The sequence below is a fragment of the Allokutzneria albata genome (genome assembly GCF_900103775.1).
Classification (GTDB): Bacteria; Actinomycetota; Actinomycetes; order Mycobacteriales; family Pseudonocardiaceae; genus Allokutzneria; species Allokutzneria albata.
Window position 1 is genome coordinate 5,568,052 of record NZ_LT629701.1, and the last position, 15,666, is coordinate 5,583,717.

Below are 15,666 nucleotides of genomic sequence, written 5' to 3' on the forward strand. Positions count from 1 at the left end.
CGACGACGTGCTGAGGCTGTTGGACGACCTTTCCGCGCCGGAGGCCGACTCCTCTTGGTGGGACCGCTTCTACGAAGACCGCTCCAGACCGGTGCCGTTCTTCGTGGCGAAGCCGGACGAGAACCTGGTTTCCTACCTCGACCGCGGCCTCATCAAGCCGTGCCGCGTGCTCGACCTGGGTTGTGGACCCGGGCGCAACGCCGTTCACCTCGCCGAGGCGGGCTTCGACGTGACCGCCGTGGACCTGTCCCCCGCGGCCATCGCCTGGGGTGAGGAACGGGCGCGGGAGGCGGGTGTCGAGATCGAGTTCCACTGCGGCGACGCCTTCACCGACACCGCGCTCGGCCAGTACGACCTGGTCTACGACTCGGGGTGCTTCCACCACCTGGCACCGCACCGCCGGATCAGCTACCTCGGGCTGCTGGACCGCGTTCTCGCACCCGGTTGCCTGTTCGGCCTCGCGTGCTTCGCGGTCGGCGGCGGCTCCGAGGTCTCCGACGCCGAGTTCTACCGCCGCTCCGATCCCCAGGGCGGCCTCGCCTACACACCGGAGTCCCTGCGCTGGATCTTCGCCCACCTCACCGAGGTGGAGCTGCGGCGCATGCGCGAGGAGCCACCGGAGTCACCGCGCTACGGCGTGCCTTTCCTGTGGACGGCGCTGTTCCGGGCCTAGCCGGACACGACCGCGGGCGGACCGGAAGGCCCGCCCGCGGCTCGCGATCACTCCCACTCGATGGTGCCCGGCGGCTTGCTGGTCACGTCGAGCACGACTCGGTTGACGTCGGCGACCTCGTTGGTGATGCGGGTGGAGATCCGCCCCAGGACGTCGTAGGGCAGCCGGGTCCAGTCCGCCGTCATGGCGTCCTCGCTGGAGACCGGGCGCAGCACCACGGGGTGGCCGTAGGTGCGGCCGTCGCCCTGGACACCGACCGAGCGCACGTCGGCGAGCAGCACCACGGGGCACTGCCAGATGTCGCGGTCCAGGTTCGCCGCGGTCAGCTCCTCGCGGGCGATCGAGTCGGCCGCGCGCAGGATCTCCAGGTTGTGCGCGGTGACCTCGCCGATGATCCGGATGCCGAGGCCCGGCCCCGGGAAGGGCTGGCGGTGCACGATCGTCTCGGGCAGGCCGAGCTCGAGGCCGACCCGGCGCACCTCGTCCTTGAACAGCGAGCGCAGCGGCTCGACCAGGTCGAACTTGAGGTCGTCCGGCAGGCCGCCGACGTTGTGGTGGCTCTTGATGTTCGCGGCACCCGCACCGCCGCCGGACTCCACCACGTCCGGGTAGAGGGTGCCCTGCACCAGGTAGTCGAAGTGCTCGCCGGACTCCCCCGCCTCGGCCTGCAGGTCGCGCGCGGCCTGCTCGAAGACGCGGATGAACTCACGGCCGATGATCTTGCGCTTCTCCTCGGGGTCGGTCACCCCGGCCAGCGCGCCGAGGAAACGGTCCTTGGCGTCCACGGTCACCAGGCGCACACCGGTCGCGGCGACGAAGTCGCGTTCCACCTGGGTGCGCTCCCCCGCCCTGAGCAGGCCGTGGTCGACGAAGACGCAGGTCAGCCGGTCACCGATGGCGCGGTGCACCAGGGCGGCGGCCACGGCGGAGTCCACACCGCCGGAGAGCGCGCAGATCGCCCTGCCGGTCTCGCCGATCTGGGCCCGCACCGCGGCGACCGAATCGTCCACAATGGACGAAGTGGTCCACTGCGGACGGATGCCCGCGACCTCGTGCAGGAAACGGCGCAGCACCTCCTGGCCGTGCGGGGAGTGCAGGACCTCCGGGTGGTACTGCACACCGGCGAAGCGGCGGGCCGGGTCCTCGAAGGCGGCGACCGGGGCACCCGCACTGGTCGCCGTGACGGTGAAGCCCTCGGGCGCCTTGGTGACGCAGTCACCGTGGCTCATCCACACCGGGTGCCCGGCGGGCAGCTCGTGGTGCAGCGTGCCGCCGTCGCCGACGACGGAGAGGTCGGTGCGGCCGTACTCGCGGGTGCCGGTGTGCTCGACCCCGCCGTCCAGCGCGCGGGCCATGGCCTGGAAGCCGTAGCAGATGCCGAAGACGGGCACGTTCTGCTCGAACAGTGCCGGGTCGACCTGCGGGGCGCCCTCGGCGTAGACGCTGGAGGGGCCGCCGGAGAGGACGATCGCGGCGGGCTCGCGGGCGGCCATCTCGCTGACCGGCATCGTGTGCGGCACGACCTCGGAGTAGACCTGTGCCTCGCGCACCCGCCGCGCGATCAGCTGGGCGTACTGCGCCCCGAAGTCGACGACGAGCACGGGACGCTGGTTGCTGCTGGGCACGTCGGGGATACCTCCTGGTCACGGACGCACGACGGGACTCCATCGTCTCAGCCCGCCCCCCGGGTGGCCTAATCGGGCAGGGCACCGTGTGACCAGAAGATCACCTGTCGGGGGTACCGGGCGGGGCATACCGTGTGCCCATGACTGCCGACGACGCGATGACCGCCGTGACCCCCGCTCCGCGCCAGTTCTGGATCGCCGGCCGATCCGCGACGGGCACGGGTGTGACGGTGGTCCGGCACCCCTACGACGGCTCCGAGGTCGCGTCGGTCTCGGTCCCGGGCGAGGAGCAGGTCGAGCGGGCCGTCTCCGCCGCCGCCGACGTCGCGGCAGCCTTCCGCGGCACGCCCGCGCACGAGCGGGCGGGCGCGCTGGAGCACGTGGCGAAGCGCCTCGTCGAGCGCACCGAGGAGATCGCCGAGGTGATCACCGCGGAGAACGGCAAGCCGTTGCGGTGGGCGCGGTTGGAGGTCGCCCGCGCCGCCAACACCTTCCGCTTCGCCGCCGAGGAGGCCAGGCGCTTCACCGGCGAGCTGATGCGGCTGGACACCGATCCCGCGGCGGAGGGCCGGATGGCGATGGTGCGGCGCGTCCCGCGCGGGCCCGTGCTCGGCATCGCGCCGTTCAACTTCCCGCTGAACCTGGTGGCGCACAAGGTCGCCCCCGCGCTCGCCGTGGGCGCCCCGGTGATCATCAAGCCCGCGCCGCGCACCCCGCTGTCGGCGTTGCTGCTCGGCGAACTGCTGGCCGAGACCAAGCTGCCCGAGGGCGCGTTCTCGGTGCTGCCGATCGGCAACGAGGCCACGATGGAGCTGGTGCGCGACCCGCGGCTGCCGGTGGTGTCGTTCACCGGCTCCGGACCGGTCGGCTGGTCGATCATGGACGCCGCACCGCGCAAGCACGTCGTGCTGGAGCTGGGCGGCAACGGCGCGGCAGTGGTCTGCGGCGACTGGACGGACCTCGACTTCGCCGCGCAGCGGATCGCGCTGTTCTCCAACTACCAGGCGGGCCAGTCCTGCATCGCGGTGCAGCGGGTGATCGTGGACCGATCGATCGCCGACGACTTCACCGCCCGCCTGGTCGAGGCGGTGCGCGAGCTGCGGACCGGCAACCCGCACGACCCCGAGGTGGAGGTCGGCCCGCTGGTCGACGAGGCCGCGGCGGAGCGGGTCGAGGAGTGGATCAACGAGGCGACTGCGGCGGGCGCGAAGGTGCTCGTCGGCGGTGAGCGCGAGGGCGCGACGGTGGCCCCCACGGTGCTCGTCGACGTGCCCTCGGACGCCAAGGTCTGGGCGGAGGAGATCTTCGGCCCGGTGCTCGCGGTCTCCGTGGCCGAGGGCGTCGACGATGCGTTCGCGCAGGTCAACGCGTCCGCATACGGCCTGCAGGCCGGGGTGTTCACCCGGGACGTGCAGGTGGCCTTCCGCGCGGCGGCGGAGCTGGAGGTCGGCGGCGTGATCATCGGCGACGTGCCGTCCTACCGCGCGGACCAGATGCCCTACGGCGGTGTGAAGTCCTCCGGATTCGGCAGGGAGGGCGTCTCCTCGACGATGGACGACTTCACCGAGGAGAAGGTCATGGTGCTCACCGGCATCCGGTTGTAGCTCACCGGGTGCGCAGGCCCTGGGCGAAGGCGAACACCCCGTCCGGGTCGTAGAGGTTGGCGACCTGGCGCAGGCGGTTGAGGTTGTTGCCGTAGTACGCCTGCGGCCAGTCGCGCTGCGCCGGGTCGATGTAGTTCACGTACGCGCCGCGCCCGACCTGCTCGGCGATGTCCCGCTGCGCCCTGTCCACCTGGGACGCCGCCGAGCGGTGCTGACCGGCCTCGGTGTCCGCGTAGACCTGCACCGTGGCCAGCGCGGCACGGTGCGGGAACGCGGTCTCCCTCGCGTCCACTGTGGACACAGCACCGCCGAGCGGGTCGAACAGCAGGTCCATGTCCGGGCGGTCGTTCACCAGTGCCGCAAGGGTTCCCGGCTCGTTCATCCGCTTCTCCAGCACGCGCGAGGAGGCGACGAAACCCGTCCTGCCCGAGCTCCCGGCGAAGTGCCGCATCGCCGCGAGGTAGTTCATCGTCCGCACGTTCCGGTCGGCCACGCGCGCCCCGGTGCGCCGGGCGAACTGGGTCAGCATCGTGTTCGCCCGCGCGGAGGCACCGACGTAGCAGCCGCTCACCCGGGCCTTCGGCGGACTGCCGCCCTCGACCACGCAGTTCGCCCACAGCTCGGCCGGCGCCTCGGCGATCCAGTCCTGCCAGGCACCGAGCACCTCGGCCGCCGAGCCCGCCGCGAACTCCACGTGGAACACGGTGAGCTGGGCCGGAGCCGCCTCGGTGCTGAACTCGAAGGACGTCACGATGCCGAAGTTGCCGCCTCCTCCGCCGCGCAGCGCCCAGTGCAGGTCCGCGTCCCCGTCCGCCGACGCGGTGCGCGCGACCCCGTCCGCGGTGACGATCCGCGCTGACACCAGGTGATCGGCGGTGAGGCCGAACTTGCGGGTCAGCACGCCGAGACCGCCGCCGAGCGCGAGCCCGGCGATGCCGACGGTGGGGCACGTCCCCGCAGGCAGGCAACGGCCTTTCGCGGCGAGCGCGGAGTAGACGTCGGCGAGCCGGGCGCCCGCTCCGATCTCCGCGATCCCGTCGTCGCGGACCTCGACCGAGCTCAGCGAGCGGAGATCGACGACCAGGGCGCGGTCGGGACAGCTGTACCCGGCGTAGCTGTGCCCGCCGCTGCGCGCGGCGATCGGGATGTGGGAGCGGCGAGCCATGTCGATGCACGTCTGCACGTCCTCGACACCGCGCACCTGGGCCACCGCCGCGGGCGAGGTCTTCGTCAGCGCGGTGTTGAACGGCCGCGCCGCGTCGTAACCGGGCTGCCCGGGTCGCGCGAGCGGGCCCTTCAGCCGCGACTTCAGGGTGTCCCAGTCCGGCGGGACCGCGGTCGTGGTGCTCGGCGGGGCCGTCGTCGTGGGTGTGGCAGCGGGTGTCGTCGTGTTCGTCGGTCCGCCGTCGCCGCAGGCTGTCAGCAGCGCAAACGCGCCGAGCCCACCCGCGGTGCGCAGAAAGTTCCGACGATCAACGGCAGACACCCGGATCACCTCCGAGAAAGCGGTCATCCGACCGCGACACGAGAACCGCCAACGAGAAGGTCGGCGTCAGGGCGAACTATTCACCATCCTGAAGCCCGACGCAGCGCACTGACCAACGCCGCGCCGAGGTAGCCGTCCCGGAAAAGAGCGGCAAGGTGCCCGTCCGGCCGAACCAGTGCCGCGGAGCCCGGCGAAACGCGAAGAGCGTCCGCGAGCGCGCCGTTGTCGTCGGCCTCCTCGAGGGACTGCACCTGCACCGGCGGGCCGTCCACGGGGAGCCGGACCGGGATGTCCAGCGTCAGGAGCGTGAAGACCGGACCGAACGTCGGTCGCAACCGCCCGCCCCCGGCCAGCGGCGCGTCCGGGCACAGCACGCCGGGCAACGGCGGTCTCGGGACACCGGGCTCCCTCGGGAACGCGGCGACCTCGGTCGGTTGCGCGGGCGTGGTCAGCGGGGAGTCGAGGTAGTAGTAGGGCTCCGCGAGCTTGCCGGAGTCGATCCAACTCCGCGCGCCGGGGTCGTCGACGCTGCGCCGCAGCACCTCGTTGCGGTAGGCCCGGTCGGCCGCCGTGCGGGGCACGAGGAAGCGCATCGTGTCGCCGGTGACGCGCAGGTTCTCCTGCGCAGCCGCGCGCCGCTCCACGTTGTAGGAGTGCAGCAACGCGGGCCCGGCCCAGCCCTGCCGGTCGAAGGCGATCTTCCAGGCGGCGTTCTCCGCGTCCTGCGCGCCGGAGTTGAGCCCCCGCGCGCCGAACGGGCTCATCACGTGCGCGGCGTCGCCCGCGAGCAGCACCCGGCCGACCCGCATCGTCGGGACGCAGCGCTGGTGGAACCGGTAGGCCGAGGCCCACACGATCTCGAAGTCCTTGTCGCCCACCACTTTCCGGATGCGCTCGGTCAGTCCGCCGTTGGCGTCCTCCGCCGCGAGGTCGAACTCCTCCGGCACCTGCCAGTCGATCCGCCAGACCCGGCCGGGCTGCGGGTGCATCAGCACCTGGCGGCCGGGGTTCCACTCCGGGTCGAAGAAGAAGCGGCGCTCCGGCGGCAGGTCGAGGTCCGCCTTGATGTCGGCGATCAGGAACTTGTCCGGGAACGAGTGGCCGCGAAAGGGCAGCCGCAGCAGCCTGCGGACCGTGGAGTGCGGCCCGTCAGCGGCGATGCAGTGCGTGCCGCGCACGGTGACCAGGCCGTCCGACGGCGACGTCCTGGAGACGGTGGCGGCGCGGACGGTCACGCCCTCCTCGTCCTGGTCGATCTCGACCACCTGGTGCCCGCAGCGCAGGTCCACCAGGGGCTCCTCGGCCACCCGCTCCAGCAGCATCCGCTCCAGATCGGGTTGCGGCAGGTTCACGAACGGCGGGAACGCGCTGCCCTCCGGGTGCGGCAGCTCCAGCGTCAGCAGCTCGTGCTCGCGGTAGTAGGTGCGCCCCAGGTACCAGGTCACGCCCTCGCGCGCGGCGCGTGCGCCGATGCCGATCCGCTCGAGCAGGTCGAGCACGTCGCGCTGGATGCAGATGGACCTGCTGCCCACCGGCGAGTGCTCCGGCAACGCCTCCAGCACCACGGTCGGCACACCCGCCCTGGCCAGCAGCAGCGCGCCAATGAGACCGACGGGGCCACCCCCGACGACGACTACCGGCTCGTCCTGGCTCATCCCCGGTCCTGCAACAGCGCCCAGACCTCGCGGTCGCGTTCCGGTGTCCAGATCCGGGGGTCCACGATGCCGTCCAGCTCGTCCCAGAAGCGCTGCACGTCGAACGGCAGGCAGTGCTCGAAGATCGGCCACTTCCCGTACGTCGGTTCCAGTGCCTGGTGCGCCGCGTCGAAGGCCGTCCGGACGTCCCCGCCCGCTGCGTGCACGGGCTCGACCGCGGCGATCAAGGTCAGCAGGAAGCACTTGGTCTGCTCGATCGCCGCCTCGACGTTCTCCGCGCCGTGCACGACGGCCCCTCGGCCGCCGACCAGGACCTCCGCGCCCAGTGCCGCGATCCCGTCCAAGGTTCTGAGCCAGTCCTTGTGGTAGGCGTCGCCGGTGTAGAGCGCCGCCTCCGACTCCACGAGATCACCCGCGAAGAGGATCTTGCGATCGGGCAGCCACGCGTAGACGTCGCCCTTCGTGTGCCCGCGTCCGGCGTGGCCGAGCACGAGGTCTCCGCGATCACCGCCGAGCGCGAGCGAGATCTGCGCGGAGAAGGTGATCGTCGGCCAGGTCAGCCCCGGGATGGAGCCGGGTTCCTTGAAGAGCCTCGGCATCCTGGCGTGTTCGCTGGCCCAGTCCTGCTCACCGCGCTCGCCGATCAGCGCGCGGGTCTCGGCGTGCATGATGATCTCCGCGGCCCCGAAGGCACTGGCGCCGAGCGTGCGCACCGCGTGGTAGTGGCTGAGCACCAGGTGCCTGACCGGCTTGTCGGTGTGCTCGCGCAACGCGGTCAGCCAGTCCGCCGCCGCCACCGGGGTGGCCCTGGCGTCGAAGCAGACGACGTGGTCCTCGCCCTCGATGGCCCCGACGTTGGGGTCGCCCTCGGAGGTGAAGGCGTACACGCCGTCGGCGAGCACCTCCAGCGTCTCGGCTTTGGGCGCGGTGTCGGCGCTGGATGCGAACGGCTTGGCCACCCCACTACTGTGCCAGCGATCACGGCGCGTGGGAACTCCGCTACCCGGAGGAAGCGTGCCGGGTGGGATCGGAGTGGCGCACCTCGACGACGGGAAGCCGCAGCGCCCCCGGTGCCGAGGCCGGGACGGCGGGCTTCCGGGGCGCCACCGGACCGACCCGCCGGTAGCCGGCGCCCTGCTCGGGACGGGTGTCCGCCTCGCCCTTGTTCGGCCACATCGACAACGCCCGCTCGGCCTGCGCGGTGATCGTCAGCGACGGGTTCACGCCGAGGTTCGCGGTGATCGCCGAGCCGTCCACGACCGACAGGGTCGGGTAGTTGTGCACCCGGTGGTAGGGATCGATCACCCCGCGGCCGGCGTCCTCGGAGATCACGCAGCCGCCGATGAAGTGCGCCGTCAGCGGGATGTCGAAGATCTCCGTCCAGGTGCCGCCTGCGATCCCGCCGATGTGCCCGGCGACCCGTTCGGCCGCCTCCGCGCCCTGCGGGATCCACGTCGGGTTCGGCGCGCCCTCGTTCTGCACGGAGGTCAGCCAGCGCCTGCCGAAGGCGCGCTTGGTGCGCGTGGTGATCGAGTTGTCCAGGGCCTGCATGACCAGCAGGATCACCGTCCGCTGGCTCCACTTCCGGACGGAGAGGTTGCGCAGCGCCTTGAGCGGGTGCCTGCTCATCTCCTTGAGCAGCTGCTTCCACCTCGGCGTCGGCAGGTCGCCGTTGGTGGCCAGGGTCTGCAGCAGCCCCATGGCGTTGCTGCCCTTGCCGTAGCGGACCGGCTCGATGTGCGTGCGGTCGTCGGGGTGGAACGACGAGGTGATCGCCACGCCCTCGCTGAAGTCCGACTCCGGGTCCACGCGGTCCGCCCGCGCACCGAGAATCGCCTCGGAGTTGGTCCTGGTCAGCTCGCCGATCCGCGGCGAGAGCTCGGGCAGCGCGCCGGAGTCCCGCATGCTGTGCAACAGCTTCTGCGTGCCCCAGGTCCCCGCTGCGAGCACGACCTGTCCCGCTCGCAGCACCCTCCTGCGCTTGTCCAGCCAGGCGCCGGTGCGCTCGGTGTGGACGGTCCAGCTGCCGTCGGAGCGCTGGTGCAACCCGGTCACCGTGGTCAGCGGCAGCACCTTCGCCCCGGCCCGCTCTGCGAGGTACAGGTAGTTCTTGACCAGCGTGTTCTTCGCGCCGACCCGGCAGCCCGTCATGCACGAACCGCATTCCGTGCAGCCGGTGCGCGCCGGTCCGGCCCCGCCGAAGTACGGGTCCGGCACGGGCTTGCCCGGCTCGTCGAAGAACACCCCGACCGGTGTGGCGTGGTAGGTCTCGCCGACCCCCATCTCCTCGGCGACCTTCCTGATCACCTTGTCGGCCGGGGTGTCCGTGGGGTTGGTGACCACGCCGAGCATCCGGCTCGCCTGGTCGTAGAACGGCGAGAGCTCGGCCTCCCAGTCGGTGATGTGCGCCCACTGCCGGTCGGCGAAGAACGGTCGGAGGGGCCGGTAGAGCGTGTTGGCGTAGTTCAGCGACCCGCCGCCGACCCCGGCTCCGGCGAGCACGAGCACGTTGCGGAGCAGGTGGATGCGCTGCACCCCGTAGCAGCCCAGCTTCGGCGCCCACAGGAACCGCCGCAGGTCCCACGAGGTGCGCGCGAACTCGTCGTCGGCGAAACGGCGCCCGGCCTCCAGCACCGCGACCCGGTAACCCTTCTCCACCAGCCGCAGGGCGGCCACGCTGCCGCCGAACCCCGAACCCACGACGACCACGTCGAAGTCCAGGTCGGCGCACTTGTTACTCGCCAGTCGGGTCATGCACTGGAGGTTAGGCCGAACCCCCGTGCGCCGACTAGAGGGTGTTACCGCCGGTAACGATAAAGACCTCGAACGCCGACGGGTGCGCTCAGGTCAGGGCGGTGAGCAGGGCGACGGCCAGGAACAGCAGCGGCGCGGCCACCAGGCCCCAGCCGACCAGCTGCCCCTGTTCCTCGTTGGTGCGCTTGGGGGTCAACCGCTGCTTCGTGCTCTTGCTGAACAGCCCGAGGAGCCCGGCGAGCATCATCACGGCCAGGATCAGCAGCGGGCCGAACACGATGATCCCCGGCACGGCCGCCTGGCCGGCGTCGAGGCCGTAGTCGAAGGCGGGGTGCGCGCGCTGCGGCACCCCGGCTCCCATCATCATCAGCGCGAGCGCCAGCCAGACCGTGTTGACCACGACCCAGGCCAGCTTGCCCCGGTAGCCCAGGAACGGCTCGTACAGCACGTAGACGCCCAGCGCGATCAGCGCGCCGCCGCCGGGCAGCCAGCCGAACACCACCGCCATCGGCACGTTGCCACCGACGATCTTGTCCAGCGCGGTGAAGTACGCGGGCACCACCCAGATGCGGGCGATCGCGAGCCCGGTGAGCAGCAGCACCAGGCCGATCACCTTGGGCCACTGCGGCTTGCGCCCCATCCAGGCGGCGAACTTCCCGAACGGCGTCACCGGCTTGGGCTTGGCCGCCTGCTCCTGGCGCTTGCGCCTGGCCACGGGCTACCGCCGGACCGTGAGGCCGACCTTCTGGAACTCCTTCAGATCCGAGTAGCCGGTCTTCGCCATCGCCCTGCGCAGCGCCCCGAACAGGTTGACCGTGCCGAACGGGTTGGAGGACGGCCCGAACAGCAGGGTCTCCAGGTCGTAGCTGGAGCCGGAGAACCCGAAGACGTCGCTGCGCGGCAGTGACGGGTGCGCGGCCGCGGCGGTCCAGTAGAAGCCCTGGCCGGGCGCCTCGTCGGCGTTGGTCAGCGACTCGCCGAGCATCACGGCGTCGGCGCCGCAGGCGATCGCCTTGGCGATGTCACCGGAGTGCTTCATCGAGCCGTCGGCGATGATGTGCACGTAGCGGCCACCGGTCTCGTCCAGGTAGTCGCGGCGGGCCGCGGCGGCGTCCGCGATCGCCGACGCCATCGGCACCCCGATGCCCAGGACCTGGTTCGTGGTGGTGGCGTGCGACTCGCCGAAGCCGACGATCACCCCGGCCGCGCCGGTGCGCATGAGGTGCATGGCGGTGCGGTAGTCCCCGGCGCCACCGGCGATCACCGGAACGTCGAGGTCGGCGATGAAGCGCTTGAGGTTCAGCGGCTCACCGTCGCGCTCGACGTGCTCGGCGGAGATGATCGTGCCCTGCAGGATCAGGATCTCCACACCCGCGGCCAGCAGGTCCGGGGTCAGCTCCTGCGCGTGCTGCGGGCTGACCCGGGCCGCGACGGTGACGCCGGACTCGCGGACCGTGCGGATCGCCTCGGTGAGCAGGTCCACCCGCAGCGGGGCGGCGTGCAGCTCCTGCAGCAGCTTGACCGCGGCGTCGCCGTCCTCCTCCTCGGCCGCCTGGACCACCCGGAGCAGCGCCTCCTCGGGGTCGGCGTGCCGCGCCCACAGGCCCTCGGCGTTGAGCACCCCGAGCCCGCCCAGCTCGCCGACGCGCACCGCGGTGCCCGGCGAGACGATGGCGTCCGTCGGGTGGGTGATCAGCGGGATCTCGAAGCGGTAGGCATCGATCTGCCAGGCGAGCGACACGTCCTTTGAGGACCGGGTGCGCCGCGAAGGAACGATCTCCACGTCGTCCAGACCGTAGGCCCGCATGGCCGTCCGGTTCATCCCGATCTCGACAAGATCCCGCACGTCAGTCCTTTCTCAGCCAGGAGCAGGGGGTCACCGGGTGGTGTAGTTGGGCGCTTCCACCGTCATGGTGATGTCGTGCGGGTGGCTCTCCTTCAGCCCGGCGGCGGTGATCCGCACCAGCTGGGCCTGCTGGAGCTCGGCGATGCCCGCCGAACCGGTGTAGCCCATGGCCGAGCGCAGACCGCCGACGAGCTGGTGCACGACCTGGGACAGCGGCCCGCGGAACGGGATGCGGCCCTCGATGCCCTCGGGGACGAGCTTGTCCTCGGAGAGCACGTCGTCCTGGAAGTAGCGGTCCTTGGAGTAGGACTTCGCCTGGCCCCTCGACTGCATGGCACCGAGCGATCCCATGCCGCGGTAGGTCTTGAACTGCTTGCCGTTGACCAGGATCAGGTCACCCGGCGATTCGGCGGTGCCCGCGAGCAGGCTGCCCAGCATGACCGTGCTGGCCCCGGCCGCGATGGCCTTGGCGATGTCCCCGGAGTACTGGATGCCGCCGTCGCCGATCAGCGGGACGCCCGCCGCCTGGCACGCCTGGGCGGCCTCGTAGATCGCGGTGATCTGCGGCGCGCCGACGCCCGCGACCACGCGGGTGGTGCAGATGGAGCCCGGCCCGACGCCGACCTTGATCGCGTCGGCCCCCGCGTCGATCAGCGCCTGGGCGCCCGCACGGGTGGCCACGTTGCCGCCGACCACGTCGACGTTGTCGCCGAGCTCGCCCTTGAGCTTGGCCACCATCTCCAGCACGTTGCGCTGGTGGCCGTGCGCGCTGTCCACCACGATCACGTCGACGCCCGCCTCGTTGAGCAGCATCGCGCGCTGGTAGGACTCCTCACCGGTGCCGACCGCGGCACCGACCACGAGCCTGCCGTCCGGGTCCTTGGTGGCCAGCGGGTACTTCTCGGTCTTGACGAAGTCCTTGACGGTGATCAGCCCGCGCAGCCGGTTGTCGCCGTCCACCACCGGCAGCTTCTCGATCTTGTGCCTGCGCAGCAGGCCGAGCGCGGCCTCGGCCGAGACGCCGATCTGGGCGGTGACCAGCGGCCCCTTGGTCATCACCTCGTGCACCGGCTTGCTGTGGTCCATCTCGAACCGCATGTCGCGGTTGGTGATGATGCCGACCAGCTTGCCGTCGTCGTCGGTGACCGGGACGCCGGAGATGCGGAAGCGGGCGCACAGCGCGTCCACCTCGGCCAGGGTGTCGTCGGCCGAGCAGGTCACCGGGTCGGTCACCATGCCCGCCTCGGAGCGCTTGACCACCTCGACCTGCGCGGCCTGGTCGCCGGCGGCGATGTTGCGGTGCAGCACGCCCATGCCACCGGCGCGGGCCATGGCGATCGCCATCCGCGACTCGGTGACGGTGTCCATCGCCGAGGAGACCAGCGGGACGCGCAGCGTGATGTTGCGGGAGATCCGGGTGCTGGTGTCGACCTCGTTCGGCACCACGTCCGACGCGGCTGGCAGCAGCAGCACGTCGTCGAAGGTCAACCCGAGCATTGCGAACTTGGACGGAACGCCGTGAGCGGAGAGCTCGCTGGTCATGGCGGGTAGTAGACCTTCCTGCGGTACCGGTGCTGACGTGGGACTCCGGCCTGGTGGGATCAGAGGTCCATGCTAACCGCACCGCGCACGCGGGAATCGCACCGCCGCCGGTCACTCCCGTCACGTCCGGGGCCGTCCTGACACCGTTGTCAAGGGGCCGGGCAACCGCTCCCAGCCCGGAAGGCCCCTATAGCAGATTCCATCGGACCGCCGAGGGACGCCGAGCGGGCGGGGCGGGTACCGTGCCAGACGTGCCGCACGACGCCTTGCCCCCTGACCCGTTCGCGGGCGACCCGAACGACCCCGCTCGGGCGCTGGACGCGGTCCAGGAGGACCCGGCCGAGCCGCTGACCGAGCACGAACGTGCCGAGCTGCTCTCCGACCTCACCGATCTCGCCGTCTACCAGGCGCTGCTGGAACCGCGCGAGATCAGGGGCATCGTGGTCGACTGCGGGGACTGCAGCGAGCCGCACTACCACGACTGGGAGCTGCTGCGGGCGAGCCTGCACCAGCTGCTCAAGGACGGCAGGATGCGGCCGCACGAGCCCGCCTTCGACCCCGACCCCTCGGCGTATGTGACCTGGGAGTACTGCCGGGGCTTCGCCGACGGTGTGACCACGATCGAGAGCAGGCGCTAGAGCCGGGAAAAGACGAATCCCGCAGCACTCGAGGCGCTGCGGGATTCTCGTGCTGTCCGCTCAGCCGCCGGACGAGGGCCCGGCGACCGGCCCCGGTGGCTGCGGCTGACCGTGACCGGCCCTCGGGCTGCCCTCGGTGGGCGTGCCGTTGCCACCGGTGTTCGTCCCGCTGCCACCCGTTGTCGAGTCGGTGGTCGACGGGGTCGTCGTCACCGGCGGGGTGGTCGTGGTGGGCGGCGTCGTCGTGGTCGTCGGCGGCACCTGCGTGGTGGTGGTCGCCGAGGTGTGGGAGTTGCTCTGCGGCACTGTGGTCGGCGAAGGGTTCCCCGGGGTCGGCGACGGGGTCACCGAGGGGTTGTTCACCGGCGGCGGCGGAGGCGTCTGCGGGGACGAGGTCACCAGCTGCTTGACCAGGTTCTGGTGCTGGTCGATCAGCGCGGCGGCACCGTCCTCGGCCGCGACGACCTCCAGCTTCTTCACCGCGCGGGTCAGCGCGGCGGCCGCCTCGTTGTAGTTGCCGTGCCGCAGCGCCATCGCGGCCAGGTTGAGGTCGTCCTTGGCCGATGCGGCGTTCTCCACCGACCGGGTGTGCTCGGAGTAGAGGACCTTGGCCAGGCCCCAGAGCGCGTCACCGGGCTGGGCGTCGCGGGCGGCGAGGCCGACGCCGGTGAAGGCGATGGCCAGCACGGCGGCCGCGGAGGCCAGCGGGATCAGCAGGCGGTGCCGGGGCCTGCGCCGCGCCTTGGCGGCGTCGATGGTGGCCACGGCGGTGTCCAGGTCGACCAGCTCGCCGATGGACTCGGAGTCGACCTCCCTGCGCCAGGACAGCAGGAGGGCGGAGAGTTCGGGGTCGGCGATACCGCCGTTCACGGAGTCGGAGGAGCGCAGCGTGTCCAGCAGCGCGTCGTCCGCCTGCACCGCGACCAGGTCGAGTGGTTCGTTGTCACCGTTCTCGGCGGACCACGCGGTGTCCGAGGGGAGCACTGCGGAGGACCGCCGCTCCCGACCGATCCGGCGCACGGTCGGACCGTCCAGGTCGTCGTCCCGCTCAACCATTCTCAGTACACCTCCTCCGCCGCTAACGTCTTCCGCAACCTGGCCAGCGCGCGGTGCTGGGCGACCCGCACCGCACCGGGCGTGGAGCCCACGGCGTCCGCCGTCTCCTCCGCGGAGAGGCCGACGACCACCCGCAGCATCAGGATCTCCCGCTGCTTGGGCGGCAGCACCCGCATGATCTGCGCCATGCGCTCGGAGAGCTCACCCTGCATGGCCCGCTGCTCCGGTCCCGCGCCGGTCTCCGGGGAGTCCGGCACCTCCGAGACCGGTTCGGACCGGTTGCGCGCGGCCGAACGGTGCGCGTCCGCGACCTTGTGCGCGGCAATGCCGTACACGAAGGCCAGGAAGGGCCTTCCCTGGTCCCGGTAGTTCGGCAGCGCCGTCAGCACGGCGAGACACACCTCCTGGGCCACGTCGTCCGCGGAAGCGTACGACCGCTCTTGCCTTCCGACTCTGGCGCGGCAGTACCGCACCACAAGGGGACGGATAGCTGCCAGTAGGCGCTCGATCGCCTGGCGGTCGCCATCGAGCGAAGCACCTACAAGGGCGTCCAGCCCGTCCCCCATGTTGGTCATCGTTGAGAGCAGCCCAAGTGTTACGAGTTGGCGGACCGATAGTTGTTATTCGATAACCGGTTCCGCCGCTCCGGTCGCTTCTCACCGTACCCGGCGATCGGGCCGGTTCGGGGACGCGGGGCGGAATCGGTACCGGATCACAGTGATCCACCTGCGGAAACGAAGGGAGCCCGGCGCGCTGGCCGGGCTCCCCCCGTTGATGACGAGTGTCG

13 protein-coding genes are annotated in these 15,666 nt (G+C 71.4%); 3 read left to right on the forward strand and 10 right to left on the reverse strand.

The features are described from left to right. Nucleotides 1–7: 7 nt before the first annotated feature. Nucleotides 8–673: a class I SAM-dependent methyltransferase gene (locus tag BLT28_RS24940; RefSeq protein WP_231950415.1), complete on the forward strand. Its 666-nt coding sequence runs from the start codon at nucleotides 8–10 to the stop codon at nucleotides 671–673. A gap of 47 nt (nucleotides 674–720) precedes the next feature. Here the strand turns inward: BLT28_RS24940 and guaA are convergent, their stop codons facing one another. Continuing rightward, a complete protein-coding gene (gene guaA / locus BLT28_RS24945; protein WP_030427466.1) occupies nucleotides 721–2,298 on the reverse strand; it encodes a glutamine-hydrolyzing GMP synthase in 1,578 nt (525 codons plus the stop codon). Between the two features lie 158 nt (nucleotides 2,299–2,456). Between guaA and BLT28_RS24950 the strand changes: the two genes are divergently transcribed. Further along, nucleotides 2,457–3,902, forward strand: a complete 1,446-nt coding sequence (locus BLT28_RS24950; RefSeq protein ID WP_030427465.1) for an aldehyde dehydrogenase family protein — start codon at nucleotides 2,457–2,459, stop codon at nucleotides 3,900–3,902. A gap of 1 nt (nucleotide 3,903) precedes the next feature. Here BLT28_RS24950 and BLT28_RS24955 read toward each other — a convergent pair whose 3' ends face one another. The 7 genes from BLT28_RS24955 to guaB all read right to left on the reverse strand — a co-directional run bounded on the left by BLT28_RS24955 (nucleotide 3,904) and on the right by guaB (nucleotide 13,185). Continuing rightward, nucleotides 3,904–5,388 (reverse strand): FAD-binding oxidoreductase, encoded by a 1,485-nt coding sequence (locus tag BLT28_RS24955; RefSeq protein WP_231950416.1) that lies wholly within the window; start codon nucleotides 5,386–5,388, stop codon nucleotides 3,904–3,906. 80 nt (nucleotides 5,389–5,468) lie between these two features. Continuing rightward, nucleotides 5,469–7,043 (reverse strand): FAD-dependent monooxygenase, encoded by a 1,575-nt coding sequence (locus tag BLT28_RS24960; protein ID WP_030427463.1) that lies wholly within the window; start codon nucleotides 7,041–7,043, stop codon nucleotides 5,469–5,471. Next, nucleotides 7,040–8,002, reverse strand: coding sequence for an MBL fold metallo-hydrolase (locus BLT28_RS24965; protein ID WP_030427462.1), 963 nt, complete (start codon nucleotides 8,000–8,002; stop codon nucleotides 7,040–7,042). The genes BLT28_RS24960 and BLT28_RS24965 overlap by 4 nt, the downstream gene beginning before the upstream one ends. 40 nt (nucleotides 8,003–8,042) lie before the next feature. Beyond that, on the reverse strand, nucleotides 8,043–9,797 hold the full coding sequence (locus tag BLT28_RS24970) for a GMC family oxidoreductase (RefSeq protein WP_030427461.1): 1,755 nt from the start codon (nucleotides 9,795–9,797) through the stop codon (nucleotides 8,043–8,045). An 88-nt stretch (nucleotides 9,798–9,885) separates the two neighbouring features. Beyond that, nucleotides 9,886–10,512 carry a hypothetical protein gene (locus tag BLT28_RS24975; RefSeq protein WP_030427460.1) on the reverse strand — a complete coding sequence of 209 codons (627 nt, stop codon included), beginning with the start codon at nucleotides 10,510–10,512 and terminating at the stop codon, nucleotides 9,886–9,888. Nucleotides 10,513–10,515: 3 nt separating this feature from the next. Continuing rightward, nucleotides 10,516–11,643 (reverse strand): GuaB3 family IMP dehydrogenase-related protein, encoded by a 1,128-nt coding sequence (locus BLT28_RS24980; protein WP_030427459.1) that lies wholly within the window; start codon nucleotides 11,641–11,643, stop codon nucleotides 10,516–10,518. A gap of 30 nt (nucleotides 11,644–11,673) precedes the next feature. Beyond that, nucleotides 11,674–13,185, reverse strand: coding sequence for an IMP dehydrogenase (gene guaB / locus BLT28_RS24985; protein ID WP_030427458.1), 1,512 nt, complete (start codon nucleotides 13,183–13,185; stop codon nucleotides 11,674–11,676). A gap of 251 nt (nucleotides 13,186–13,436) precedes the next feature. Between guaB and BLT28_RS24990 the strand changes: the two genes are divergently transcribed. Beyond that, nucleotides 13,437–13,823 carry a DUF5319 domain-containing protein gene (locus tag BLT28_RS24990; protein ID WP_030427457.1) on the forward strand — a complete coding sequence of 129 codons (387 nt, stop codon included), beginning with the start codon at nucleotides 13,437–13,439 and terminating at the stop codon, nucleotides 13,821–13,823. A gap of 60 nt (nucleotides 13,824–13,883) precedes the next feature. Here the strand turns inward: BLT28_RS24990 and BLT28_RS24995 are convergent, their stop codons facing one another. Both BLT28_RS24995 and BLT28_RS25000 read right to left on the reverse strand, forming a co-directional pair. Beyond that, the gene (locus tag BLT28_RS24995; RefSeq protein WP_052406891.1) at nucleotides 13,884–14,879 is read right to left on the reverse strand and encodes an anti-sigma-D factor RsdA; all 996 of its coding nucleotides are present in this window, start codon (nucleotides 14,877–14,879) and stop codon (nucleotides 13,884–13,886) included. A gap of 2 nt (nucleotides 14,880–14,881) precedes the next feature. Beyond that, on the reverse strand, nucleotides 14,882–15,454 hold the full coding sequence (locus BLT28_RS25000) for a sigma-70 family RNA polymerase sigma factor (RefSeq protein ID WP_030427455.1): 573 nt from the start codon (nucleotides 15,452–15,454) through the stop codon (nucleotides 14,882–14,884). Nucleotides 15,455–15,666 lie beyond the last annotated feature (212 nt).